Genomic DNA, 25,708 nt, shown 5'->3' on the forward strand with positions numbered 1-25,708 from the left:
TTTTACAAATTTTATTCACTGTATCTATTAAAATAAATACTCTTACAGGCGTTATATATAAAATTCATAAAGCATATTTCAATATTTATAAAGAAAATTTCAACATAAAAGTAATATTAAGAGTTAGTTGGAAACTTATAATTGTATTATTATGTATAATATGGTACAATCCAATAGCGATTTAAATAAAGGGGGGATTATTATGAGTGACAAGTCTAAAAAGAAATTTCAAAAAAAGGGGTGGCATTGGCTAATTGCTATTGCAATAATTGTAGGTATTACTTCAACTGGGTGTGCTAAAAACAAGACAAAGGTTGAAGCTAATGCTAAAGTTGTAGCTGAGACTACCACTACGACTGAAAACATAGCAGTAAATACTTCTAAAACAGAAGTTATAGGGGAACTAAAAGTACATTACATAAATGTAGGTCAGGCCGATTCCATCCTTATTCAACAGGGATCCAATTCTATGCTTATTGATGCAGGGAATAATAGCGATGATAAATTAGTAGTAGACTATTTAAAAAAACAAGGTGTTGAGAAGATTGATGTGCTAATAGGTACTCACACAGATGAAGACCATATCGGAGGATTAGACACAGTAATTAAGACTTTTGACATAGGTAAGATATATATGCCTAAAGTTACTAAAACAACTGATACATATAAAGATGTAGTTACCGCAATTAAAGCTAAGAATATGAAAGTATCTGCACCAAAAGTAGGAGAAACATTTAAAATAGGAAATTCAGAATGTACCATTATAGCTCCTAATGCAGAAACTTATGATAACTCTAATAATTATTCAATAGTTACTAAGTTGAAGTATGGCAATAATTCATTCATATTTATGGGTGATGCTGAATCAATTTCAGAAGGACAAATATTACAAAAACAATTAGATATATCAGCTGATGTAATTAAAATAGGACATCATGGAAGTAAAACTTCAACAGGACAAAAATTCTTAGAAAAAGTTAATCCTAAATTTGCAGTAATATCATGTGGAAAAGGGAACTCATATGGTCATCCACAACAAGAAACAATGACTTTGTTAAAATCTAAAAACATACCTGTCTATAGAACTGATGAAGTAGGAACCATTATAGTCACATCTAATGGAAAAACAATTACATTTGATAAAAAGGTAGGGAGTTATAATATAGGCTCCATAATTAAGAAACCAATACCTATAATTAAGAAACCTATAATCAAGAAAGCAGTACCTATAATTAAGAAACCTATAACTAAGGAATCAGTAACTGTAACTAAGAAACCTATAACTAAAGAATCAGTAACTGTAACTAAGAAACCTATTGTTGTAGATAAGAAGGTTGTAAGTAAACCAAAAAAGAAGCATATGTAAGAGTTCAAACAGAATAACAGCTCAAGGTTCAACAAGAAGAAGTTGAAATTCAGGATATGACCCATGTAGCGTTTGCGTATATGAGTTAGCACCTAGGATATTGATATAAAGAAAAATACTGCACTTAGGGGGGTAACCCAGTGCAGTATTTTTAGTTATTAAAATAAAAGGATATTTAAATTATAGACTATTTTACAAGTTTTATCCACTGCATTAAGGAAAATTTAAACCTGAGATTAGAGAAATCTAGCTTCAGGTTTTTATATTTATCTTAACTATTTTTTTTGAAATTGAAGTAGTTCTATTTTGTAAGTTCATAGTGTTATGTATGGGTAAAACAATATAGAACGAGAACTATACGCCCCTCCCCTATAATCCTATGGTTGATTATAAAAGAATATATTCCTCATTCTACATGGAAGCTGAAATTTGTTATAATGTTATTGAAGTTATGTCAGTAATATTGTGTTCGTATTTTGAAATGTTATACTATGGAGATTTGTGGATATAAGTATAAATTAAAGGGATTTAAAACACTTTGGAGAATATTTACATAAGATGAATTGAGGTGGTTATATGGTTAAAAATAAATTGTTAGAAATAAGATTAAGTTTAGGCTATAAATTCCAAAAAGAATTTGCGGAATTTTTGCAGATAAATCATAAGGATTATAATAGAATTGAAAATAACAATAAACAAGTAAATCTTGAAACTGCAATCAATATAGGCCAAAAATTAAATATGAAAATAGAGGAGATATGGTACTTAGAAAAATAAGTATCATATTTTTTTACGATTAAATCTATTACTTAATAGATTATTTATAGTGGACAAGCAACATTTGGCGCTAAGTAGAATATATTAGAATTATAAGAGAAGCTAAAAGGAGGGAATTGATGGCACAGGCTATAAATGTAACTTTTAAAAACGACGATGAGGAGATAAAAATGTACATGGAGGCGATTAGTCATACAGGAAGAGTAACTTGGATTAAAGATTGCATTAAATTTTACATGGAATATGGTCATATGAAAAATATATTAAGAAAAATGTTAGAGGAAGAGAATATAAAAAGCAAATAAAAAAGACCACCCTCTTCCGAGAATAGTCAATTTCTACTGCACTCATTGCTACGCTACATCCATACAGTAGGATATGCCAGGAACATTAAAAAGATTACACTTTTAATCTATATTTTAAAAATAAATATTTATATATTAAGCTCCAACTATTGTAGCAACAATATAAAGCCCAGCTATTACTAATTCAAATGCTAACATTTCAATCACCTCTTATTTTATATTGTGGCCATTATTAAATTAATTATGTAGGAGGAAATATTAATGTTAAACAAATCTGCTATCTTATCCAAAGATGAATTAAGTTTACAGTTCAACAAAAAAACTTTAAATGAAATTGTAATAGCTAGTGAAAGTTCTGAAAATTTTGCAACTAAAATAATGAAGAATGATAAACTAAAAAAAATTACTATTACACTTTTAGGTTGTGGCTTATATTTTAAAAAGGTTATGGCAGCAACAAAAGGTATTGATGGATTAGGTTGGACAATTTTAGGATTAATAAGACAGTGGGGATATTGGATATTATTAATTGCCTGTACTGTGGAAATTATTCGTGCAGGCACAGGCAGTGATTCTAAAAAAATACTAAGTATAGTAATGAAGTTTTTACTAATATTTGCATTAATGTACATTGTTCCTGAAGGCTTTAATGCTATTAAGAATTCATTTTAAAGGAGGCAAATTATGAATAACATTACTGAATTAGTAAAAGGTTTAAAAGATGTGGGAGTGGGTGGTTGGGATGCTATAAAATCTATAGGTAAGTTTTTAAATTTCCTCATGCACCCAAGTTTAATCATAAAAGCATTATGGGATTATACGCTAATATATAGCTTTTGGATATGCTTATTTGTTGCTATGTTAGCAGCGATATTTTATGCACTTGGGTTTAAAAAATGTGCTAAGTATATTCCAGGATCAATAGCAGTTTATACATTGATTAAGATGTTAGGGAGTGCAATTTAATGTTTAGTAAAGAAGATATATGTATACCTATCAGTAAATACCTTCAATTAATAAAGCCACAATATGTATACCTCCAGATTACACCTCATAAATCAACTAGGAATTACAATTCAAGCAATATAGCAAAGGCTATACAACATACCTATAAGGCCATAAATAAACGTGTGAAAATAGAGAAACATAAGCTAAGAATTGAAACTAATTTTAAAATATCTTACGTCATAGACATTAGAAAAATAAATACTAGTTTTTACTTTATAGTGCCAAAGGTTTTTTTAAATATCATCATAGAAAAGATAAGAGAAATTTGGAGCCAGGTATCATTAGACATAGTAGATAAAATTGAAGGGTTTGGAGCTGATACAGTTTATTATCAACTAAATTACAAGAAAGAAGATGCTCTAAGTCTTCAGGTAGATAAAAAATCAAATGAACCGCTTAATTCAATTTTAGCAGTAATGGAGATAATGCAAGAGGAGGATCGTGTAACTCTAGTATATAATTTTCTTCCTAAATCACAATTTGGGTGGGATAAAAAATACAATGATACCCGAAAGAAAATTGATGATATGAAAGTAGTAGATAAGGATAGGACAACCATCCAATACAAAGCCAAAGCAGCTCTGTCATTTTTAAATTATGTATTTAGTAGTATTGTAATTGTAATAAATGATTTTGCTGGGGATACAAAGGAGGTTAATACAGTGCTAAGTGAATTATTAATAACTTCTAATATTTTAGAAGTAAATAAAAGATTATCTGATGCAACGATAACTAAAAAAGATAAAACTGTATTAGATGCTCAGATATTAATAGCCACTAATAGCGTGGATATGATAAGGAAAGAAAATAATGCACAAGTAGTAGCACAAGCCTTTAGGGTTATTGACGAGAACAATGAGCTTATATCTAGGAGGGTTAAATTAAATGAGAAAGAAACTATTAACATAGAAGATTATAAATTTAAAAGGGTAGGTGAAAATACTTTTTCAGTAGATGAAATGCAGAATTTCATTCAGCAACCAGGAAGGCAGTTAATGAAAACCTTGGGGATAAAGCACACTGAGGTAAATGAGGTCAAGGTCCCACAACAACTAGACCATGGATATATTAATCTTGGAAAAGTTAAATGTCAAGGAAATACGCAGGATGCTTATATAGAAGATAAATATGATACTGGAAGTTTACCACTAGTTGAAATAGGTTCACAGGGAGCAGGTAAAACTACATTTATGAGTGGCTATTATAAATGTGCTAATGTTAAAAAAGAAGGCGGTGTGATAATAGATTTTATTAAAAATTGTGAAATGTCTGATGATGTCATAAAATCATTACCTACGGAAGATATGATTATATTGGATTACACCAAAGCAGCTAATATACAGGCATTCGCCTTTAATGAATTTAAAATAAGCGATGATATGGATACTTTTGAAAAATTAGAACTAACCAATAAACAGGCCCATCAGATACTAACTTTTGTGGATTCTATTAATGCAGAACAACCATTACAAGCTAGGATGCGTAAATATTTATCAGCAGCAGCCAATGTAGTTTTTGCTTCGGGAGAGAATAGTTTAAAAGAAGTTGTTAAATGTTTAGGATGCTATGAGGTAAGAGCATCCTATATAAAATTGTTAAATGAGGAGGAATTTAAATTTTTAGAAGATGAAATAAAGTCATTACAGGATCTAGACGAATACTCCAAAGTGAGTGCAAAAGAGCCATTGCAATATATAATAGGTACTAAAATGGATAGAATTGATGGAATACTGGACCGTATTTCTCTATTAAGAGAAGATTTTAAACTTAAATATATGTTTAATAAAAACTCTAGTAATAATATAGACTTTGCTGAGGAGTTAGAAAAAGGAAAGACTATAATAATCCGTATGCCTCAGGACGAATTCAATATACACTCTAAAAATATTATAGTTACATTCCTATTATCTAAAGTTTGGATTGCTACAGAGCTACGAGGTAAATTAAATAAGCAGCCAAAGCCTACGCACATATGCGTTGACGAAATATTCCAAACTAAAACTGCAATGAAAATGTTGGCCAATCATGAAATTCTTCCACAAACAAGGAAGTTCGGATGTAAATTTGTGTTGAGTTGCCAATATACAGACCAGATTGATTGCCTAATAGATACTCTGGAAGGTGCTGGAAGTAGTTTTATGCTTATGGGCGGTACAAGCGAAAAAGACTTCAAAAGGTTTGAAAATAAATTAGAGAATTTTGAGTATGAAGATTTAAGGGATATGCCACAGTATTCAAGTTTAAACTTAATACATTATTCAAAAGGTTACAGTAGTTTTATTAGTAAACTGCCACCACCAATAAAATGACAATAGCCTTTTGTTTTTTTTCTATTATATAGAATCAAATATATACATTTACTTATAAAGTTTCGCTTAATTTAATTAGCCACTTATTAACCACCTAGTCACAAAATACTATTAGGACATAAAACAAGCTATACGTATAACAATGAGTTATTTAGGAGGTTTGAGGTGGTTTATCCATATCTATAAATACAATAAGAACAAAAGGCGAGTGTGGGGTCAAAGACCAGGTCAACTAACTTAATACATAAAAACTCCTAATATCATATTAGGAGTTTTTATTTTTTTTAGCATATAAGAATATATATATTTATATGTTTATATTTAATTGAATATGTTTTTTTAAAAATTCGTGTAATTTAACTATACCATAAGGTGAGACTATAAACAATGTACAATATACGTAAATAAACAGGGGAATAATAAGCAATATTGTGATAACATGCTTTGAATTGCAATAATATTATGTAAATTCTGATTTTAATGGTTGCTATTTAATATTAAAAGTAATATTATAGAAATACACTATATAACATGCTTAGTAATCTAGCATTGTATAGATATTAGAAAGGGGCTGGACAGTATGAAAGTTAGAATAATAGGAAAAAACATAGAGATAACAGAGGCCTTGAAAAATATTATGGAAAAGAAAATATCTAGATTCGATAAGTATTTTAATCCGGATGTTGAAGCTCAGATAACTTTGGGTGTTCATAAGAATAGACATACTATAGAGGTTACAATTCCTTTTAATGAAGTTGTTTTAAGAGCAGAAGAGGAAAATGAAGATATGTATACTTCATTAGATCTTGTTGTTGATAAATTAGAAGGACAAATTAGAAAACATAAAACAAAATTAGAAAAAAGAAATCGTGGAACTTCTCTTAAGTTTAAGGGCATACCATTATATAGTAGTAACCAAGAAGAAGACATGGATCCTAAGATAGTAAAGACAAAGAAATTTGCATTTAAGCCTATGTCAGCAGAGGAAGCAGTACTTCAAATGGAGCTCGTTGGTCATAGCTTTTTCGTATATATGAGTGATGAAACATCAGAAGTGCACGTAGTATATAAAAGAAAAGATGGGAATTATGGATTAATAGAGCCAGAATTTTAATACTTATTAAAAGGACTAAAGTAAAGATAACTTACTTTAGTCCTTTTTAAATTTAAAAAATATGATAGCTTTTGAAAATCATTTATTAAACCTGCATTCTACACAATATGACAATGCAAGGTTATTAACAATAATTTTACAATTAGCAAATCATATAAGTTGAATAGCAACAAATTAAGTGGTATAATTTAAATAATATATTTACGAATTATTAATAGGAATTATTAAAATGAATAGTGAGGATGAAAATTATGAAATTTTTCAATAAGTTATTTGGTAGTTATAGTGATAGAGAAATAAAAAGGATAATTTCAACAGTAGATAAGATAGAGGAATTAGATGCAAAAATGACTAGCTTAACTGATGAAGAGCTTAAAGCGAAAACAGAAGAATTTAAGACTAGGCTAAATAATGGAGAGACTTTGGATGATATATTACCTGAAGCCTTTGCAGCAGTAAGAGAAGCTTCATGGAGAGTTCTTAACATGAAGCATTTTAGAGTGCAATTAATAGGTGGTATAATACTACACCAAGGAAGAATAACTGAAATGAAAACTGGTGAAGGAAAGACGCTAGTGGCTACACTTCCATCATATTTAAATGCTCTAACAGGAAAGGGTGTCCATATAGTTACAGTTAATGACTATCTTGCCAAAAGAGATAGAGATGAGATGGGGAGAATACATGAATTTTTAGGACTTTCTGTGGGAGTAATTATTCATGATTTAGACCAAACTCAAAGACAAGAGGCCTATAATTCAGATATAACTTATGGAACAAATAATGAATTTGGATTCGATTATTTAAGAGATAATATGGTTGTTTATAAAGAAGAAAGAGTTCAAAGAAAACTAAATTTTGTAGTGGTGGATGAGGTTGACTCCATATTAATAGATGAAGCTAGAACTCCCCTTATAATATCTGGAGAAGGAGAAAAATCTACAGATTTTTATAAAGTAGCAGATTATTTTGTTAAGGGACTTGTGAAGGAAGAAGACTATACTATAGATGAAAAAGCTAGTGCGGTTATAATGTCTGAAGTTGGTATAGACAAAGCAGAAAAATATTTCCACTTAGAAAATTATGCTGATGCAGAAAATATGACTGTACAACATCATGTGGTTCAGGCTTTAAAAGCAAACTACATCATGAGAAAAGATAAAGATTACATGGATAAAGATGGGGAAGTTATAATTGTAGATGAGTTTACTGGAAGACTTATGGAAGGCCGGAGATATAGTGATGGACTTCACCAAGCTATTGAAGCAAAAGAAGGCGTAAAAATTGAAAAAGAGTCAAAAACTCTTGCTACAATTACCTTCCAAAACTATTTTAGAATGTATAATAAGTTATCGGGTATGACTGGTACTGCACTTACAGAAGAAAATGAATTTAGAGAAATATATGGACTGGATGTATTGGTAATACCTACTAATAGGCCGCTGGCGAGAGTTGATAATGCAGATTTAGTTTATAAAACTGTTAAGGGGAAATATAAGGCTATAGTAGATGAAATAGTTGAGACATATAAAATTAAGCAACCTGTTCTTGTAGGTACTGTTAGTATAGAGAAATCAGAATTATTATCTGAAATGCTTAAAAGACGTGGAATCCCTCATCAAGTACTTAATGCTAAATATCATGAAAAAGAAGCTGATATAATATCCCATGCAGGAGCACTTGGCATGGTTACTATAGCAACTAATATGGCAGGTCGTGGTACGGATATAAAGCTTGAAGATGGAGTTGTTGAAGCAGGAGGACTCAAGATAATTGGAACTGAAAGACATGAATCTAGACGTATTGATAATCAACTTAGAGGACGTTCTGGTCGTCAGGGAGATGTAGGAAGCTCAAGATTTTACATATCACTAGAAGATGATTTAATGAGAATATTCGGTTCAGAAAGACTTCAAGGAGTAGTAGAAAAATTAGGTTTAACTGATGAAGATGCTATCGAAAGTAAAATGGTAAGTGGAGCGATAGAAAGTGCTCAAAAGAAAGTTGAAGGAAATAATTTTGATATAAGAAAAAATGTTGTTCAATACGATGATGTAATGAATCAACAAAGAGAAATAATATATAGACAAAGAACAGAGGTTCTTCAAGGAGAAAACATAAAAGATCAAGTTGAAGAGATGATAAAAGATGTTATTTTAACTGCAGTGGAATCTCATATTACGGGCATAGATGAAAGTTTTGATGAGGAATTAGTAAAATTAATTAATTTCCTTGAACAAATATATCTTCCGAAGGGTATTGTTTCAATAGAAGAATTGGGTAAAACATCTAATGAAGAAATTAAGACTACTCTTTTAGACATAGCTGTGAAAATGTATGCCGAGAAAGAAGAACATTTCGGTGAGGAACAAATGAGAGAAGTTGAAAGAGTTATTCTTCTAAGGGTTGTAGACAGCAAATGGATGGACCATATTGATGATATGGAACATTTAAAGCAAGGTATTGGACTTAGAGCTTATAAGCAACAGGATCCATCACAAGCCTACCAAATGGAAGGTAGCGATATGTTCGCTGAAATGATTGAAAACATAAAGACAGAAACAGTTAAATACTTATTCCACGTGCAAATAGAAAAAGCACCTGAAAGAGAAATGGTTGCCAAGATTACATCAACCAATCATGATGATTCCGCTAAAAAAGAGCCAAATAAAAAAGAACTTAAACCAGGAAGAAATGATGACTGTTCCTGCGGGTCAGGGAAGAAATATAAAAACTGCTGTGGCAGGGGATAACAATTAATAATTGTTATCTCCCCCAGAGAAATACCCAGAGGCTAATAATTAATTATTAGATGATCCAGAGAACGGAACAAGGGTTAGTAATTATAGGTAAAAATAAGGAATAGTAATAGTTGGAAATTGACAGAGGACAGTTAACAGTTAACAAAATTTTTCCTGGTGGAAAAACGAAAACTAAACTGTTTACTGTCAATTTTTAATTAAAAAAGGGGTGCAATAATTGATAGTACAAATAGAAGAAATAGTAAGTGAATTAAATATAGTAAAAGTTAACGTAGAAGAAATCAGGGTGTCTCTTTGACATAACAACATTGGAAAAAGAATTAAGAGAGTTTGAATTTAAAATGCAAGAAATTAGTTTTTGGGATGATACTGACCTAGCGCAAGAAATTGCTCAGAAAGCTAAGGCGATTAAAGATAGAATTGATAGATTTAACCTATTGATAAGTAAAATAGAGGACTTAGATGTGCTTATTGAGCTTAGCGCGGAGGAAGAAGATGATTCCTCTATAGGAGAAATAAAAAGCGAGTTAAGAGATGTAGCTCGTGATATTGACAGGTTTAGGATAGAAATTTTACTGTCTGGAAAATATGATATAAATAATGCTATTTTAACCATTCACAACGGTGCGGGTGGAAATGATGCCCAAGATTGGGCAGAAATGCTGTATAGGATGTACTCAAGATGGTGTGAAAAGAAGGGATATAAAATTGAAGTTTTAGATTATCAGCCCGCTGATGAGGCAGGTATTAAAGCAGTTACATTAAAAATAACTGGTGAGTTTGCCTATGGATATCTAAAAGCTGAAAAGGGAGTGCATAGACTTGTAAGAATTTCACCCTTTAATGCAAATGGAAAAAGACAAACTTCCTTTGCTTCTTGCGAAGTGCTTCCAGAGCTAACTGAAAGTCAAGATATAGATATAAGACCTGATGACCTCAGAATAGACACTTATAGATCTGGTGGTGCTGGAGGTCAACATGTAAATAAAACTGAGTCAGCTATAAGGATTACGCATATACCTACGGGCATAGTAGTTCAGTGTCAAAATGAAAGAAGTCAGCATAGTAATAAACAAACTGCAATGAAGATGCTTATGGCAAAGCTTTTAGATTTAAAGGAAAGAGCTAAAAAGGATAGAATTGAAGACTTAACTGGAGATTTAAAAGATAATGGCTGGGGAAGTCAAATTAGATCTTATGTATTTCATCCGTATAATTTAGTAAAAGACCATAGGACTAATACAGAAATGGGAAATGTAGATGCAGTTATGGATGGGGATATAGATATTTTCATCGAAGAGTACCTTAGAATGAATAAATAAAATAATCCGGTAGAATATTTAATTATTCTACCGGATTATTTTATTTAAGACATACATGATAATTTAGTAGAAAGGGTGAATTTAAAAATAATAGAGGCATATGAAAATGTAGGTTTTTACATTTGTTTTGTTATAACTTGCACAGCTATACTAACAATGGCAACTGTAAACCAGACTATAAGACCTAAAAAGATAGGTTTAACACCATTTTTCATCATCTTTTTAAAGTCTGAACTTAAACCGATAGCTGAAAGCGCCATTACTATCATAAATTTGCCCAAAGTATTTATGTAAGATATGCTGTTTCCTTTAAATAACCCTAAAGTATTTAATAGTGAAGCTACTAAAAACCATAATATGAACCAAGGAAATATTTTACTTATGCTAAAGTTAACAGTATTATCGATTTTTGCTTCTTTTTTCTTTTTAAAAGCAACTATGATACTAAATATAATTGAAATGGGTATGATTAAAGTAGCTCTTGTAAGTTTAACTATAGTTGCATAGCTTCCTGCTGCATTACTATAAGCATAACCCGCAGCAACCACTGAGGAAGTGTCATTAATAGCAGTACCAGCCCAAAGTCCAAAGGCTTTATCAGAAAAATGAAGTAAATGGCCAAGGGGTGGGAAAATGAGAACTGCAATAATATTAAATAAAAATATAGTAGAGATTGAGTAGGCTATTTCCATTTCATCAGCTTCTATTATAGGAGCTATTGCAGCAATGGCGGACCCTCCGCATATGGCAGTACCTACACCAATTAAGGATTTTAGCTTTGAAGGAATGCCTAGTAATTTCCCGAAGACATAAGCCGATATAAAGGCTGCTGATAAGGTGAAAAACGTAACAGATAATGAATCCATGCCTGTTTGTAATACCTTAGTAAAACTTAATCCGGCACCAAGCACAATTATTGCCCATTGAAGTATTTTTTTAGAAGTGAATCCTATCCCTTTTAAAGTATTTTTGGGTTTTCCAATTGCATTATTTATAATAATACCTATAACAATACCAAATACAGGGCCACCAACTATTGGTAAAATACTTCCTAGCCAGGTGGAAATAAGTGCTATAACAAATGCAAATAGTATTCCTTGAATGTTTTGTTTAAACCAATTCATAATAACGTCTCCTCATCTTTTATCCTTGTCACTTACTAATAATAATAATACCAGTTTAAATTAAAATCAAATTATAAATGCTTATACAAGTATAAGCATTTGTTATATGTTATCATAAGATATAACAATTTATTATGATTGGAGAGATAAATTTGCTAGATATTAGACTTGCAACATTCATAACCCTTGCCAGCACTAAAAGCTTTACAAAATCAGCAGCACTATTAAATATAACTCAACCAGCTGTATCACAACATATAAAATTTTTAGAGGAAAGCTATGAAGTTCGTCTTATTGCAAAACAGGGCAAAGGTTTTAATTTAACGCAAGAGGGCTTAATCTTATTAAAATACGCTGAGCAAATAGATGTATTATACAGAAGGTTAGAAATGAATCTAAAGAATAAATCAGCAACCATAAAAACCTATAATATCGGTGCTAGTATGACAATTGGAGGCTATGTTCTACCCTATTTATTAGGGGAACATAAGAAATTATATGAAAACATAGATATTTTGCTCCAAGTAAATAATACAGAAGAAATATTGAAAAAACTAGTAAATGGAAAAATCGATTTTGCAATGATTGAAGGATTATTTGATAAAAATAAATTTAAGTATAAGAAATTTAAAGAGGATGAATTGGTTCTAGCTGTTTCAAAAGATCATGCTTTTGCAAAAGCAAAGGAAGTTGATATAGAAGATGTAATTAATGGTAATCTTATATTAAGAGAAAAAGGGTCAGGAACCAGAGATATATTAGAAAATAGTCTTATTAAACTTGGATATGAACTAAATGATTTAAAGGGTTATATGGAAATAGGAAGTATTAGCGCAATTAAATCTTTAGTTGAGTTAAATCTTGGTTATACAATTATATCAAGAGAAAGCATAAGCAAAGAGCTTAAAATCGGAACTATAAAAGAAGTTGCAATTGTGGGATTTCGTATCAAAAGAGAATTTAATTTTGTTTACCTGTACCAAGAAAAATTTATTGAGGAGTTTATGCATTTTTGTTTTAATTTCCTTTGTGATAAGTAGCGTATCTAGTTAAAGCACTTAGCATACTCCCTTCAATCATTTCATTTAGGTTGCCTACCACTGTTTTTGGGGATTCTCTCATGTTATTTTTTATCCATTGGACGGTTATACCTACAAAAGCATAGGTGTAGAAATCTGCAATAAAGTTTTTATCTTTGTCTGAAACTGTTATTTCCGAGGATATATCGTTTATTACTCCCATAATAAGATCATAGGTTTTTTCAAAAAGATATCCATCAAATGCATTTTGGCCTGGAGTATTAAGGGCGTTAATATAAAAAGATTTATTACTTAAAAAATAGACTAAAGTTTTATACATGCCATCAGTCCAATGGGCATAGTTTTTACAATTATCTATATTTTCTATGGCCTCAGTATAATAAATCCAATTTACAAGATCAAATTTATCCTTAAAGTGATAATAGAAGGTTTGTCTGTTAATGCCACAGTTATCCACAATTTCTTGTATTGACAATTTAGATAATGGGATTGTTTCCATTAATTTTTTAATTGATAGGGCAAGAGCTTTTTTTGTTAGCTGTGATCCTGACATTATTTTCACCTACAAACATAAGTATTAATAAAAGATAATAATATTAACTTTTACTAATAGTATTATAACAAAAAGAATAGGAGCATTCAACAAAAGCAATTTTTATATATGGTATAATATTAAGAAAGTATCCACTAGTATATATGTGTTTTATTTATAATAAGAAGGAATTCTATGCTATTATGTAGAAGAAAGACAATGAAGATATTGTTTTTAATTATAATTTTAAAATAGTTTAAAAACAAATAATAAAAACAAGAATATACTTTAGGGGGATTAATAATGAAAAGAAAAACAGCAGGATTTAGCTTACTATTTTTTTTGTTTTCTGCAACGATTTTTAATATGTTATTTTTAAATTTAGCATCCAGATCGTTCAAAACAGTGCTTTCTCAAGGTAATATACCAACTAAGGAATTGGAAATTTTATCATTGGGTATAAATAGTATTTATGTGAAATATAATATTGGGCTCAGTTTGATTTTTAGTATTGTGCTATTTTGCATTATTTTAATATTAATTAGAAATATGAATCACTCAATGAAAACTATAGATAATCAAACAAAAAAATTAGCAGAAGGGCAATTTACAGTTAGAGTAAAAGCAGATGGAGTGGGTGAAGTTATTGCTACAAATATTAATGAAATAGTCCAAAATATAAGAAAGGTGTTGTGTGAGGTTATGCAAGTCTCACAGATGAATAGAGACCTTGCAGATACGCTCCAGAGTAGTGCGCAGCAAACGGAGGCAACAGCCAATGAAATATCCACTGCTATTTTAGAGGTAGCGGTAGGTGCAACAACTCAAGCGGAAGCTTCAATTTCCACAAAAGAAAATACGCAGCAGATGTGGAATAATGCGGATAAGATTGCTAAGTTTGCAGAAAATTCAAAAAATATTGCGAAAAATATGATTGAGGCAATCCAGATCAATACTGAAATGTTTGCTAAATTCACTGATAAAATGGAAGACACAGCCTTATCTAATTCTAAACTAGCGCATACAATTCAGACATTGCAAGATGAGATTCATAAGATTAATACTATAATTCAAGTTGTCACAGATATTAGTGAAAGGACCAACTTACTTGCATTAAATGCTGCAATAGAAGCAGCTAGAGCTGGAGAACAAGGCAAAGGGTTTGCAGTAGTGGCTGATGAAGTTCGAAAACTTGCAGAGCAATCCTCAAGTTCAGTAGGAGACATTGGGAAAATAACCACAAATATTATCGAAAAAATTTCTATAATAAGTATAGAAGCTAAAGAGGAAGTAAAAAAAATTGAAGAAAATGTTGAATTTGTAGAACAAGCAAAGGAATCTTTTAGCAAAGTAATCGATTCAACGAAATTAACCTATGATGCTGTAGATGAAATTTCTATACTAGCAGTAGAAACTGCCAGTGAAGCAGAATATGTAAATGAACTTATGGATAAAGTAAGCTCAATAACACAGCAGTCACTAGCTATTACAGAAGAAGTTTCAGCAGCGGCGCAAGAACAAACCACAACAATGCATAATATGTCCGTGATAGTGGGGGAGATGAACAAGACTGCAGATGAAATTGATGGTCAGTTAAAGAATTTTACAAATAATATTACCTTAGGAGAAAAAGAAAATAATATTATAAAAGAAGGGCTAGAGATATTGAAGTCAATTGCAATAGAATTAAGCTCAAAAGGGTATTCAATAGAGCATACTTCTGAGCTATTGAAACATAGAAAGAACTCATATATGCAATTTGAATATATTGGAGTTATAGATTCAGAAGGTAATATGAAATTTGCAACAGAAAATATAATTAAAGGCAGTAACAATTACTTCTTTAGACCTTATTTTAGAGCGTCAGTAGCAGGAAAAGAATTTAGGAGTGAGCCATATATATCTAATGTCTCTTATAATTATTGCATTGCTATTTCTGTGCCTTTCAAAGATAGTAATGGTAAAATAAATGGGGTTGTCATGGCCGATATTTGTATAGTGAATTAGTTGAAAATTGTACAGTGTTTATTAAATAAATGAAAATAAAAATCGTATCACTTTTTTATAAAGTGATACGATTTTTATTTATATTTAAAATTTAAGCTTAGAGCTGACGTCTAATTTTAGTAAGCTCTGCCCCAAGTTACGATAGCTTTAGCTGGTTTTCCACAACATAAGCAAACACCTTTTTTCTCTGGTTGATCCAGTGGCATGCATCTAGAAGATGCGCCAGCTACTTCTTTTACATTTTCTTCGCAAGCCAAATCTCCACACCATGGAGCATCAACAAATCCTAAAGTTTTATCTAGAAGATTTTTTAGCTCTTCTACTGTAGTTGTACTAAAAGTTCTTTTATTTTGTATATTTCTAGCTTTTTCAAGTAGTGAATTTTGAATATCCTTCAGAATCTCTGGTACTAATGCTTCTAGTTCAGGAATTGGAACAATGATTTTTTCTCTTGTATCACGTCTAACTAATACTACTTGATTTTTTTCTATATCTTTTGGCCCAACTTCTAGTCGTAGTGGGACACCTTTCATTTCGTATTGGCTAAATTTCCATCCAGCCATTTTGTCGCTGGTATCCATTTTTACTCTAGCTACTTTTGATAACATATTTTTAAGTTCTGTAGCTTTTTCAATTACGCCTTCTTTATGGAGTGCAACTGGAACTATTATAAGTTGAATTGGAGCTACTGCTGGTGGCAGAACCAAACCACTTTCATCACCATGAACCATGATTATAGCACCGATAAGTCTTGTAGACATTCCCCAAGAAGTTTGGTGAACGTAAGCAAGTTTACCCGTTTTATCTGTATATTGAATGTTAAATGCTCTGGCAAAACCATCTCCAAAGTTATGAGAAGTACCACATTGCAGCGCTTTTCCATCATGCATCAAACTTTCAATTGTGTAAGTGTCTTTTGCTCCTGCAAATTTTTCTTTTTCTGTTTTTTGGCCCTTTATAACTGGAATTGCAAGGGTTTCTTCACAAAAAGTTGCGTATATATTTAACATTTTAAGAGTTTCTGCTTTTGATTCTTCAGCAGTTGCATGAGCTGTATGACCTTCTTGCCATAAAAATTCTGAGCTTCTAAGAAAAGGTCTTGTGGTTTTTTCCCATCTTACTACAGAACACCATTGATTATATAATTTAGGAAGATCATTGTAAGATTGAATTATCTTTGCATAGTGATCGCAAAATAATGTTTCGGAAGTAGGCCTTACGCAAAGTCTCTCTGCTAATAATTCGTTACCACCATGTGTTACCCAAGCAACCTCTGGTGCGAAGCCTTTAACGTGATCTGCCTCTTTTTTCAGAAGACTTTCAGGAATGAACATTGGCATATATACATTTTCATGATCGGTATCTTTAAACATTTGATCTAAAATTTTCTGAATATTTTCCCAAATCGCATATCCATAAGGTCTAATTACCATACAACCTCTAACGCTTGCGTAATCAGCAAGCTCTGCTTTTTTAACAATATCTGTATACCATTGTGCAAAATCATCTTCCATAGAGGCAATAGATTCTACAAATTTTTTTTCTTTTTCCATAATTAATCTCCTCTCATTTAACAAAATATTTAAAAATGAATACAAAAAAAGCTCCATCCCCAAAAGGGACCGAGAATTATCGGTGGTACCACCCTAGTTGATATAAAAAATATCCACTCAGATTCTAGATAACGGTAGAAAGCCGCTGTAGCTTACTGCAAAAAAAACATTTCGTACAGAACTCCAAGGTGGGTTCAAAATGATCTTTTAAAAATCTTACACCAATGATTTTCTCGCTGTGAAAAGATTTCATTTTTACTAATCCTTTTCTTTGTATTGGGTATATTCACTTTTAATGATAGTTTATTTTATACTTTAGAATTAATCATAGAATAAAAATAATAATATGTCAAGACTATTTTTACCTCAAATTAGGAGTTTTAACATTTTGCATACAATTTAATGAAATATGCTTGAAGAGATGCATGTCTATTAAAGAATGGAGCAAAGTACTTAGAGTATAGAATCCTAATATTTTTTATATAATTCAATGGTTTGCTTTGTTATTTTAAATAAAGTTAGTATAATGAAATAAATAGGGAAATAATAAAGAAGGTGATAAATTGGTAATTGCAGAAATGTTTTACACTGTAAAGGAAATTATGAATAAAAAATTCATAAAAGTAAAGGCCGGTGAAAGCATCAAAGAGGCTTTAAATAAAATGATTGATGCAAACAAAGATGAAGTTTTAGTAGTAGATTCAGCAGGTATGCTCATTGGTGTTTTTACAAGAAAAGATATAGCTAAAATTAAAAAAAATAAGAACATATCCTTTCAGGAAGAAGTTATAAAATATACTAATAAAAATGTAGTCACCATAGACATGAATGCCTCTGCTAGAGTTGCAAGAAATTTAATGATAGAGAATGGAATAGGAAGGTTACCAGTAATAGAGAATAAAATAATTAAAGGAGTAATCACTAGCAATAATATAAGAGACACTTTTTATTTGAAAATTGATGAAATGTTTGATCTTCAAAATAATATTATTGATAACTTACACGAAGCAGTATGTATTTGTAGTGATAGTGGAATAGTAAACTACTGGAATAAAAGTTCTGAACAACTATATGGTGTAAGGGCTGAAAATATACTTGGACAATATATTGGATCTTTTTTTCCAAATGCATTGATTATGAAAACTTTAAAAGATGGAAAACGAAGAGATAATGAGGGGAATGAACCTGTTAAAGGTAAATTTGTTGTTCTAAGTACAGTACCCATATTCAATAATATAGGGAAATTAGTGGCAGTAGTATCTACAGACCGAGATGTTACGGAAGTGGTAACGTTATCAAAACAATTAGAAAAAGAAAAGAGGAAGGTTGAATTATTACAGATTGCATATAAGAAAGAAATTGCAGCAAACTATACTTTTTCTTCAATTGTAGGAAAAAACAAAAAAATAATCGAAGCTATTGCAATGTCACAAAAGGTAGCACAAAGTTCTGCTAGTATATTAATTACTGGGGAAAGTGGCACAGGAAAAGAGGTGTTTGCAAGATCGATTCATGAAGCCAGTGGTAGAGTGGGGAATTTTGTAGCGGTGAATTGTAGTGCGATTCCTGAGCACTTAATTGAAAGCGAAGTTTTTGGATATGTAGAAGGTGCTTTTACTGGTGCCATCCGAAAAGGAAAAATAGGAAAATTTGAATTTGCTAGTAACGGAACTTTGTTTTTAGATGAAATTGGGGATATGCCCATGGAAATGCAGGTAAAGCTTTTAAGGGTGCTTCAAGATGGTATAGTATATAGAGTAGGAAGTGAAAAGGGCGTTGTTACAGATACACGCATCATAGCTGCCACAAATAGGAATCTAAATGATTTAATGAAAGAAAAAAAATTTAGAGAGGATTTATATTATAGATTTGCAGTTGTTCAAATTGAATTGCCACCACTTAGGCAGCGAAAAGAAGATATAAAGGAATTGGTAGATTTATTTATAAATCAAGTAGCTAATAAAGAAAATATAGACATAAATAGCATAGATGAAAGGATATACCCACTGCTTGTTAATTGTAAGTGGGAAGGAAATATTAGAGAACTAAAAAACGTAATACAGAGAATGATTGTACTTTCTACAGAAGGAAAAATTACATTAGATACTCTTCCAGAATACATTCTAGAAAATAGTGAAGACAAAGAAAAGCTAGCCTTATATACTAATGAAAGTGAAATTTTGGAACAAGAACAAAATAAATATAATTTGGCGAAAATTGTAGAGAGTGTAGAAAAAAACACCATAGCAGAAGTATTGTTATCTGTGGGTGGAAATAAACAGAAAGCCGCAAAAATATTAAATTTAAAAAGAAGTACCTTATATTACAAATTAAATCAATATGGTCTTTTAGAAAAGCAAAACTAGCAGTGTCAGAAAATCGAATAGTATGTCCGTTTTTTGACACTCCAAATACCACTACAAAGCATTATAAAACGACTTTTAAATAGTGAGATGTGAAAATAGTGTCGAAAAACAGACACTATTTTTTTTTGATTAAAAAGGAAAAATGAGTATTGAAGAACTCTATAGACTGATAAACCAGTATTTGCAACATCTATAGGTGATGCATAAAATCATTACAAAGTTGGCATACTAATTGCGTATATATTTAAGTGAAATAACATGGAGGTGGTTTTATGTCAATGACCTATAGATTCCCTCTTAAGATGCATGTAGGTGCACCTTCTACTACAGTTGTAAAAGAAGGACAAATTGTTAAAAGAGGCGAATGTATCGCAAATCCAGAGGGATTAGGAGCTAAAATTCATTCTAGTATCACTGGAAAAGTAACTAAAATTACGGAAAATGAAATCTTTATTTTAGCGGACGACAATCAGAGTACGGAGTACATAAAAATCAAAAAATGTGGGAAAATAGAAGATACTGCTTATGAAGCAGGTATTGTTGGTGCCGGCGGAGCTGGATTTCCTACTCATATTAAATTAAAAACACAGGTGCCTGATGGATATGTAATTGCAAATTGTGTTGAATGTGAACCAGCATTACATCATAATATAGAAGTTTTAGAAAAAAAACCAGAGTGTATTATTAAGGGAATAAGATATGCTATGACTGCAACTGGGGCACCAAAGGGTTATATAGCAGTAAAAGCAAAAAACAAAAAAGCTATTGCATCAATTAAAAAAGCACTTTCTGGAGCAACGGATGTAGAAGTAAAAGAATTAAGAGATATATATCCAATGGGTGAGGAAAGAGCATTGATTCATGAAATATTTGGAATATGGCTTAATCCTGATCAATTGCCTTTTGAAGCAAAATGTGTAGTTCTAAATGGAGAAACTTTAGAAAATCTAACAAATGCCATGGAAAAAGGTAAACCAGTAATAGATAAAGATGTTACAATAGTTGGAAAATTAGAAGGCGGAAATGAAAGCCATGTTTTCTTACAGGTACCTGTAGGAACTCCAGTGAAATACCTAATTGAAAAAGCGGGTGGAATAGATGGAGAATATGGTGAAATCATTATTGGTGGACCATACACAGGAAAATCTGAAGATATAGAAAGTGCAGTTGTTACAAAAACATCAGGTGGTGCAATTGTTACAATACCACTTCCAAAATATGAAGGACCAATAGGACTCCTTGTATGTGCTTGTGCAGCAGATGAAGGAAGACTACGAAATGTTGCAGAAAAAATGCATTCAGAAGTAGTTGGGGTTGCAACATGCAAAAATGTAGTTAAAGTAAGAGGTTTAAATAAATGCTTAACTCCGGGAGATTGTCCAGGGCAAGCAGAAGCAATACTTTACCTTAAAAAACAAGGTGCAAAAAGAGTATTAATAGCAAATTGTAGTGACTGCTCAAATACAGTAATGTGTTGTGCTCCTAAAATGGGGATTCCGGTATATCACCACACAGATCATGTATTTAGAACAATAGATTATCCACTTACAAGAAGATTAGCAATGGAAGAAAAGTAAAAAAAATAAGGAGGTTATGTTCATGTCAATGAGTGATGAGCACGCAGCAGAGTTTAAAAATGAAGTCGCAGTTGTATGTTGTAGAACAGAAGAGGGAACAATTATTACTGCAGCTAATTTAGAAGATCCATCAATATTCCCAGATTTAGTGGATTCAGGATTATTAACAATACCTGGAAACTGCTTAAAAATAGGTCAGGTTATTGGGGCAAAACTTACTAAGACAGTTGATTCACTAGTACCATTAACACCAGAAATAGTAGAGGGTGCAATTGGTAATACAGAAGAGAAAAAAGCAGTAGAATTAACTGATGGTAATGAAAAGGCAGTATTAAAAGATAATAAAAGTGCAGGAGATGTTATTAAAGTTGAGGATTTAGAAAACCCAATGCATTTTGATAAACTACAAGACTCTCTACTTCTAAAATTAGATGAGAATGTTTTAAGTAGAAGCGAAGCAATTGGTGCAACTTTAAAAATAGATGCAGTAGCGTTAACTCCTGTAACTCCAAGCATGTTAGAAGGATTTAAGGAGGAAGTTTCTATGAAAGCTGAAACACCGGTAATGTCATCTGTTATAAGTGGTGGAATATTAAAAATTAAAATTGCAGAAGGTAAGGGTATTGATATAGAAATCCCTCTTAATTCATTTAGTCAAAATGGAATGCAAACGGTAGAAACAGTAAAAACAGCAACTGCTGCAATGCCTGTAGCTAAAGAAACTATAAAAGAAAGTAAGACTCCAGAAGTAAAGCTTGAAGACAAAATTGTAAGAAAGCTTGTTAAAAAACACTTCAAAATAGAAGAAGTTAAGTTTGGTCCTGAAACTAAAATTGAAGGAACTACACTTTATATTAGAGAAAATATCTGCACAGACGCTGTAAAAATAAGCGAACTTGTTACAGATATAAAAATTGATATAATTACACCAGATAAGTACAACACATATAGTGAAACAATCATGGATGTACAGCCAATTGCTACAAAAGAAGGAGATCATAAATTAGGTCAAGGGGTAACAAGAGTATTAGATGGCGTTATCGTTATGGTTACTGGAACAGATGAAAATGGCGTTCAAATTGGAGAATTTGGTTCTTCAGAAGGTATTTTAGAAGAAAATATTATGTGGGGAAGACCAAGCGCACCAGATAAAGGTGAAATTTTCATTAAAACTCAAGTTACAATAGTAGCAGGAACAAACATGGAAAGACCAGGTCCTTTTGCTGCTCATAAAGCAACTGACATGATTACACAAGAAATTAGAGAAGCTCTAAAGATACTAGATGAAAGCTTAGTAGTAAATAATGAAGAATTTGTTCAATACAGAAGAACTGGTAGAAAGAAAATAGTAGTAGTAAAAGAAATCATGGGCCAAGGAGCAATGCATGATAACTTAATTCTTCCAGTAGAGCCAGTTGGTATACTTGGTGGAAAACCAAACGTTGATCTTGGAAATTTACCAATTGTACTTTCACCATTAGAAGTATTAGATGGTGGAATTCATGCATTAACTTGCATAGGACCAGCATCAAAAGAGTGCTCAAGACATTATTGGAGAGAGCCACTTGTTATAGCAGCAATGAATGATCCAGAAGTTGATTTTTGTGGAGTTGTACTTGTAGGAAGCCCACAAATTAATAGTGAAAAGTTTTATGTATCTGAAAGACTTGGAATGACTATTGAGACAATGGATGTTGCAGGTGCTATTGTTACAACAGAAGGATTTGGAAATAACCATATCGACTTTGCAAGTCATATTGAGCAAATAGGTATGCGTGGAATTGGCGTTGTAGGAATGTCTTTCTGTGGAGTTCAAGGTGCTTTAGTTGTTGGTAATAAGTATACTAAGTACATGGTTGACAACAATAAATCAGAAGCAGGAATTGAAAATGAAGTTTTAGGATGTAATACACTTTGCAAAGAAGATGCAATTCGTGCACTCGCAATGCTTAAAACTGCAATAGCAGGAGAAGAAGTAGTAGCAGCAGAAAGACATTGGAATCCGAATGTTAAGGAAAGCAATCTTGAATCTGTTGAGAAAACATATGCAGTTTCTATTGAAAGAGTAGAAAATGAAACTTCAATTCCAGTAAGTAAAAAAAGATTAGAAAAATATTCAGCAAAATAAGGAGATACAATGAAATACGGAGATAAGATAATAGAAATGTACGGAGTTATAGTAGAAGTACATGATGGATGTGTTTCAATTGATCTAAAAGGAAGATTAGGCTTCATGAAGATACCAATGAGGATGCTAATTACAGATTATCCTGTGCAGGTAGGCCAAGAAGTCGGATTTAGAATGAGTTTCATTGAGGTTCTTTCTGAAGAACCCAACGAAAAATACGTTAGCAATATAGAGACAAGAAACAGAAAGGAAGGGAAAGTATAATGAGTTTAACAACCGTTAAAGGATTACAATCAGAAATATTTGTACCAATTACACCACCACCAGTTTGGACACCTGTAACAAAACCATTAAATGAAATGACAGTTGCGTTTGCAACAGCTTCAGGAGTACATTTAAAAACAGACAAGAGATTTAATTTAGCAGGAGATTTTACATTTAGAGCTGTACCAGGTGATGCAAAATCTAATGACTTAATGGTATCTCATGGTGGATATGATAATGGAGACGTAAATAAAGATATAAATTGTATGTTCCCCATTGATAGATTAAGAGAACTTGCAGCTGAAGGATTTATAAAAGAAGTTGCTCCAATGCATTATGGATTTATGGGCGGCGGCGGAGACCAAGATAAGTTTAAAAACGAAACTGGTCCTGCTATTGCAAAGTTACTAAAAGCTGAAGGCGTAGACGCAGTTGTTTTAACAGCTGGCTGAGGAACTTGTCACCGCTCCGCTGTACTTGTACAGAGAGCGATAGAGGAATCAGGGATTCCTACGATACTTATTGCAGCATTACCACCAGTAGTTAGGCAGGCTGGAACACCAAGATCTGTTGCACCACTTGTTCCAATGGGAGCAAATGCTGGAGCACCAAATGATAAAGAAATGCAAACAGGCATATTAAAAGCTACATTGTTACAACTTGTAGCAATACCATCAGCTGGAAAAATTGTTCCATTACCATTTGAGTATGCAGCAAAAGTTTAACGACATTGCAGCACCGAAGGTGATAAACAGCTTCGAAGGTTATAATTAAATAAAGATTAGGAATGTCGCCAAATTTAATTTTGGCGCATTCCTATATAAAAAAATGAATTGTGGTGAGATGTATGGAAAATGAAATTGAAATGCGAAAATTATTGATTAAAACATTCCATATTGAAAAAGTAGAGTTTGGTAAAAAAACTCTTATCCAAAATAAAATATTGTACTTAAGAGAAGATATAAAGATGGATTTAATACAAGAATCTATAGATATTATAAAGTGTATCGAAGTGAAAATAGTAAATCCAAAACAACATGATTTTTTTGTTAATAGCATTATGGATTTTTCACCAATAGCAACTAAGGTTTTAGGGAAAATTGGTGATGGAATAACACATACTTTAACAGGAGTCTATGTTATGCTTACGGGTATAGATGAAATGGGAATTCAAGTTGCAGAATTTGGATCTTCAGAAGGCATTTTATCAGAGCAAGTAGTGTTTGGTCGTGCAGGTACTCCAAATGAAACAGATATTATAATTCATGTAGATGTAATACTCAAAGATGGAATGGGCGCAGCAAGGATAGGGCCTACAGCAGCGCATAGGGCCTGTGATAGATTAGTTCAGGAAATAAGAGAGTGTTTAAAGAAAATGAATGGAAAATTATACGATGAAAAGTTCGAATATTTCGATAAAATTACACTTGGTAAAAAGAAGGTAGTCGTTATAAAACAGGTAGCAGGTCAAGGTGCAATGTATGATACGCAATTACTTGGAAAAGAACCAGGTGGCTTTGAAAGTGGTAGATCCATTATAGATTTAGGAAATGTACCAATAATACTAAGCCCAAATGAATATAGAGATGGTGCTTTGAGGGCTATGCATTAAGTGTCACTTCTAGTTTGATTGTAACCTATGTGTCGTTAAAATATATAATTCTGGCGAGGAGGAATACTATGGGAGTTGGTCCATCTACAAAGGAAACAACACTGCATCATTTTAGAGATCCACTGCTGGATGTTATATCTAAGGATGCGGATATTGACTTGTTAGGCATAATTATTGTTGGAACACCTCAATCTAATGAAGAAAAATTATTCGTTGGACAAAGGGCAGCAGCATGGACAGAAGCCATGAGAGCTGATGGCGTTATTATATCTGTAGACGGTTGGGGGAATAGCCATGTAGACTATGCCAATACTATCGAAGAAATTGGAAAGAGAAACATACCGGTAGTTGGGCTTAGCTTTGTGGGCACTCAAGCACAGTTTGTAGTTACAAATAAATATATGGATACAATTGTTGATTTCAATAAATCAATAGAGGGTATTGAAACAGAAGTAGTAGGAGAAAATACAGTTTGTGAATTAGATGCAAAAAAAGCAGTGGCGCTTTTAAAACTTAAAATAAATAGGAAGATGAGGGGATAA

At 31.8% G+C, this 25,708-nt stretch carries 21 protein-coding genes and 1 other annotated feature; of the genes, 18 read left to right on the forward strand and 3 right to left on the reverse strand.

What is annotated here, in order from left to right; genetic code table 11:
• Positions 1-202: 202 nt before the first annotated feature.
• The 9 genes from G9F70_RS02225 to prfB all read left to right on the forward strand — a co-directional run bounded on the left by G9F70_RS02225 (position 203) and on the right by prfB (position 10,963).
• Positions 203-1,366 (forward strand): ComEC/Rec2 family competence protein, encoded by a 1,164-nt coding sequence (locus G9F70_RS02225; protein ID WP_164945996.1) that lies wholly within the window; start codon positions 203-205, stop codon positions 1,364-1,366.
• Positions 1,367-1,942: 576 nt separating this feature from the next.
• Positions 1,943-2,143: a helix-turn-helix transcriptional regulator gene (locus G9F70_RS02230; protein WP_164945997.1), complete on the forward strand. Its 201-nt coding sequence runs from the start codon at positions 1,943-1,945 to the stop codon at positions 2,141-2,143.
• Between the two features lie 119 nt (positions 2,144-2,262).
• Positions 2,263-2,448 (forward strand): hypothetical protein, encoded by a 186-nt coding sequence (locus G9F70_RS02235; RefSeq protein WP_164945998.1) that lies wholly within the window; start codon positions 2,263-2,265, stop codon positions 2,446-2,448.
• 261 nt (positions 2,449-2,709) lie between these two features.
• Positions 2,710-3,120, forward strand: a complete 411-nt coding sequence (locus tag G9F70_RS02240) for a hypothetical protein (RefSeq protein WP_164945999.1) — start codon at positions 2,710-2,712, stop codon at positions 3,118-3,120.
• A gap of 12 nt (positions 3,121-3,132) precedes the next feature.
• Positions 3,133-3,414, forward strand: a complete 282-nt coding sequence (locus G9F70_RS02245; protein ID WP_164946000.1) for a hypothetical protein — start codon at positions 3,133-3,135, stop codon at positions 3,412-3,414.
• Complete coding sequence (locus G9F70_RS02250) at positions 3,414-5,765, forward strand: hypothetical protein (protein WP_164946001.1); 2,352 nt, start codon at positions 3,414-3,416, stop codon at positions 5,763-5,765. Before G9F70_RS02245 ends, G9F70_RS02250 begins: the two co-directional genes overlap by 1 nt.
• A 580-nt stretch (positions 5,766-6,345) precedes the next feature.
• Positions 6,346-6,879 carry a ribosome hibernation-promoting factor, HPF/YfiA family gene (gene hpf, locus G9F70_RS02255; protein WP_164946002.1) on the forward strand — a complete coding sequence of 178 codons (534 nt, stop codon included), beginning with the start codon at positions 6,346-6,348 and terminating at the stop codon, positions 6,877-6,879.
• Positions 6,880-7,130: 251 nt separating this feature from the next.
• Positions 7,131-9,632 carry a preprotein translocase subunit SecA gene (gene secA, locus G9F70_RS02260; protein WP_164946003.1) on the forward strand — a complete coding sequence of 834 codons (2,502 nt, stop codon included), beginning with the start codon at positions 7,131-7,133 and terminating at the stop codon, positions 9,630-9,632.
• Between the two features lie 226 nt (positions 9,633-9,858).
• Positions 9,859-10,963, forward strand: a protein-coding gene (prfB, locus tag G9F70_RS02265) for a peptide chain release factor 2 (RefSeq protein WP_187352998.1) whose coding sequence is annotated in 2 segments (ribosomal slippage) — positions 9,859-9,936 and positions 9,938-10,963 — 1,104 coding nt in all. Because the reading frame shifts where the segments join, the coding sequence is not laid out codon by codon here.
• A gap of 116 nt (positions 10,964-11,079) precedes the next feature.
• Here the strand turns inward: prfB and G9F70_RS02270 are convergent.
• Positions 11,080-12,087 carry a YeiH family protein gene (locus G9F70_RS02270; protein WP_164946004.1) on the reverse strand — a complete coding sequence of 336 codons (1,008 nt, stop codon included), beginning with the start codon at positions 12,085-12,087 and terminating at the stop codon, positions 11,080-11,082.
• A gap of 152 nt (positions 12,088-12,239) precedes the next feature.
• Between G9F70_RS02270 and G9F70_RS02275 the strand changes: the two genes are divergently transcribed.
• A complete protein-coding gene (locus G9F70_RS02275; RefSeq protein WP_164946005.1) occupies positions 12,240-13,127 on the forward strand; it encodes a LysR family transcriptional regulator in 888 nt (295 codons plus the stop codon).
• On the opposite strand, the gene dhaS is transcribed toward G9F70_RS02275, so the two are convergent.
• On the reverse strand, positions 13,105-13,680 hold the full coding sequence (gene dhaS, locus G9F70_RS02280) for a dihydroxyacetone kinase transcriptional activator DhaS (protein ID WP_164946006.1): 576 nt from the start codon (positions 13,678-13,680) through the stop codon (positions 13,105-13,107). The two genes, G9F70_RS02275 and dhaS, sit on opposite strands and share 23 nt — an antisense overlap.
• Positions 13,681-13,962: 282 nt before the next feature.
• On the opposite strand from dhaS, the gene G9F70_RS02285 reads away from it, so the two are divergent.
• Positions 13,963-15,666 carry a methyl-accepting chemotaxis protein gene (locus G9F70_RS02285; RefSeq protein ID WP_164946007.1) on the forward strand — a complete coding sequence of 568 codons (1,704 nt, stop codon included), beginning with the start codon at positions 13,963-13,965 and terminating at the stop codon, positions 15,664-15,666.
• A gap of 116 nt (positions 15,667-15,782) precedes the next feature.
• On the opposite strand, the gene proS is transcribed toward G9F70_RS02285, so the two are convergent.
• Positions 15,783-17,219 (reverse strand): proline--tRNA ligase, encoded by a 1,437-nt coding sequence (proS, locus tag G9F70_RS02290; protein ID WP_164946008.1) that lies wholly within the window; start codon positions 17,217-17,219, stop codon positions 15,783-15,785.
• Between the two features lie 61 nt (positions 17,220-17,280).
• Positions 17,281-17,500: a binding site (T-box leader), on the reverse strand.
• Positions 17,501-17,782: 282 nt separating this feature from the next.
• On the opposite strand from proS, the gene G9F70_RS02295 reads away from it, so the two are divergent.
• The 7 genes from G9F70_RS02295 to G9F70_RS02325 all read left to right on the forward strand — a co-directional run bounded on the left by G9F70_RS02295 (position 17,783) and on the right by G9F70_RS02325 (position 25,708).
• A complete protein-coding gene (locus tag G9F70_RS02295; RefSeq protein ID WP_224617380.1) occupies positions 17,783-19,585 on the forward strand; it encodes a sigma-54-dependent Fis family transcriptional regulator in 1,803 nt (600 codons plus the stop codon).
• A gap of 272 nt (positions 19,586-19,857) precedes the next feature.
• A complete protein-coding gene (gene prdC, locus G9F70_RS02300) occupies positions 19,858-21,162 on the forward strand; it encodes a proline reductase-associated electron transfer protein PrdC (RefSeq protein ID WP_164946009.1) in 1,305 nt (434 codons plus the stop codon).
• A 22-nt stretch (positions 21,163-21,184) separates the two neighbouring features.
• A complete protein-coding gene (prdA, locus tag G9F70_RS02305) occupies positions 21,185-23,290 on the forward strand; it encodes a D-proline reductase (dithiol) proprotein PrdA (RefSeq protein WP_164946010.1) in 2,106 nt (701 codons plus the stop codon).
• 9 nt (positions 23,291-23,299) lie between these two features.
• Positions 23,300-23,554 carry a CBO2463/CBO2479 domain-containing protein gene (locus G9F70_RS02310; RefSeq protein ID WP_124997171.1) on the forward strand — a complete coding sequence of 85 codons (255 nt, stop codon included), beginning with the start codon at positions 23,300-23,302 and terminating at the stop codon, positions 23,552-23,554.
• A complete protein-coding gene (gene prdB / locus G9F70_RS02315; protein WP_164946011.1) occupies positions 23,554-24,279 on the forward strand; it encodes a D-proline reductase (dithiol) protein PrdB in 726 nt (241 codons plus the stop codon). The genes G9F70_RS02310 and prdB overlap by 1 nt, the downstream gene beginning before the upstream one ends.
• A 122-nt stretch (positions 24,280-24,401) precedes the next feature.
• Positions 24,402-25,166, forward strand: a complete 765-nt coding sequence (gene prdD / locus G9F70_RS02320) for a proline reductase cluster protein PrdD (protein ID WP_164946012.1) — start codon at positions 24,402-24,404, stop codon at positions 25,164-25,166.
• A 68-nt stretch (positions 25,167-25,234) separates the two neighbouring features.
• A complete protein-coding gene (locus tag G9F70_RS02325; protein ID WP_164946013.1) occupies positions 25,235-25,708 on the forward strand; it encodes a glycine/sarcosine/betaine reductase component B subunit in 474 nt (157 codons plus the stop codon).

The organism is Clostridium sp. FP1 (assembly GCF_011065975.2).
Taxonomy (GTDB): Bacteria; Bacillota; Clostridia; order Clostridiales; family Clostridiaceae; genus Clostridium_AD; species Clostridium_AD tagluense.

Bases quoted from the DNA above. Each gene is read 5' to 3' on its own strand.
- G9F70_RS02225 (WP_164945996.1), top strand. From the start codon at position 203: ATGAGTGACAAGTCTAAAAAGAAATTTCAAAAAAAGGGGTGGCATTGG.
- G9F70_RS02230 (WP_164945997.1), top strand. From the start codon at position 1,943: ATGGTTAAAAATAAATTGTTAGAAATAAGATTAAGTTTAGGCTATAAA.
- G9F70_RS02235 (WP_164945998.1), top strand. From the start codon at position 2,263: ATGGCACAGGCTATAAATGTAACTTTTAAAAACGACGATGAGGAGATA.
- G9F70_RS02240 (WP_164945999.1), top strand. From the start codon at position 2,710: ATGTTAAACAAATCTGCTATCTTATCCAAAGATGAATTAAGTTTACAG.
- G9F70_RS02245 (WP_164946000.1), top strand. From the start codon at position 3,133: ATGAATAACATTACTGAATTAGTAAAAGGTTTAAAAGATGTGGGAGTG.
- G9F70_RS02250 (WP_164946001.1), top strand. From the start codon at position 3,414: ATGTTTAGTAAAGAAGATATATGTATACCTATCAGTAAATACCTTCAA.
- hpf (WP_164946002.1), top strand. From the start codon at position 6,346: ATGAAAGTTAGAATAATAGGAAAAAACATAGAGATAACAGAGGCCTTG.
- secA (WP_164946003.1), top strand. From the start codon at position 7,131: ATGAAATTTTTCAATAAGTTATTTGGTAGTTATAGTGATAGAGAAATA.
- G9F70_RS02270 (WP_164946004.1), bottom strand. From the start codon at position 12,087: ATGAATTGGTTTAAACAAAACATTCAAGGAATACTATTTGCATTTGTT.
- dhaS (WP_164946006.1), bottom strand. From the start codon at position 13,680: ATGTCAGGATCACAGCTAACAAAAAAAGCTCTTGCCCTATCAATTAAA.
- G9F70_RS02285 (WP_164946007.1), top strand. From the start codon at position 13,963: ATGAAAAGAAAAACAGCAGGATTTAGCTTACTATTTTTTTTGTTTTCT.
- proS (WP_164946008.1), bottom strand. From the start codon at position 17,219: ATGGAAAAAGAAAAAAAATTTGTAGAATCTATTGCCTCTATGGAAGAT.
- prdC (WP_164946009.1), top strand. From the start codon at position 19,858: ATGTCAATGACCTATAGATTCCCTCTTAAGATGCATGTAGGTGCACCT.
- prdA (WP_164946010.1), top strand. From the start codon at position 21,185: ATGTCAATGAGTGATGAGCACGCAGCAGAGTTTAAAAATGAAGTCGCA.
- G9F70_RS02310 (WP_124997171.1), top strand. From the start codon at position 23,300: ATGAAATACGGAGATAAGATAATAGAAATGTACGGAGTTATAGTAGAA.
- prdD (WP_164946012.1), top strand. From the start codon at position 24,402: ATGGAAAATGAAATTGAAATGCGAAAATTATTGATTAAAACATTCCAT.
- G9F70_RS02325 (WP_164946013.1), top strand. From the start codon at position 25,235: ATGGGAGTTGGTCCATCTACAAAGGAAACAACACTGCATCATTTTAGA.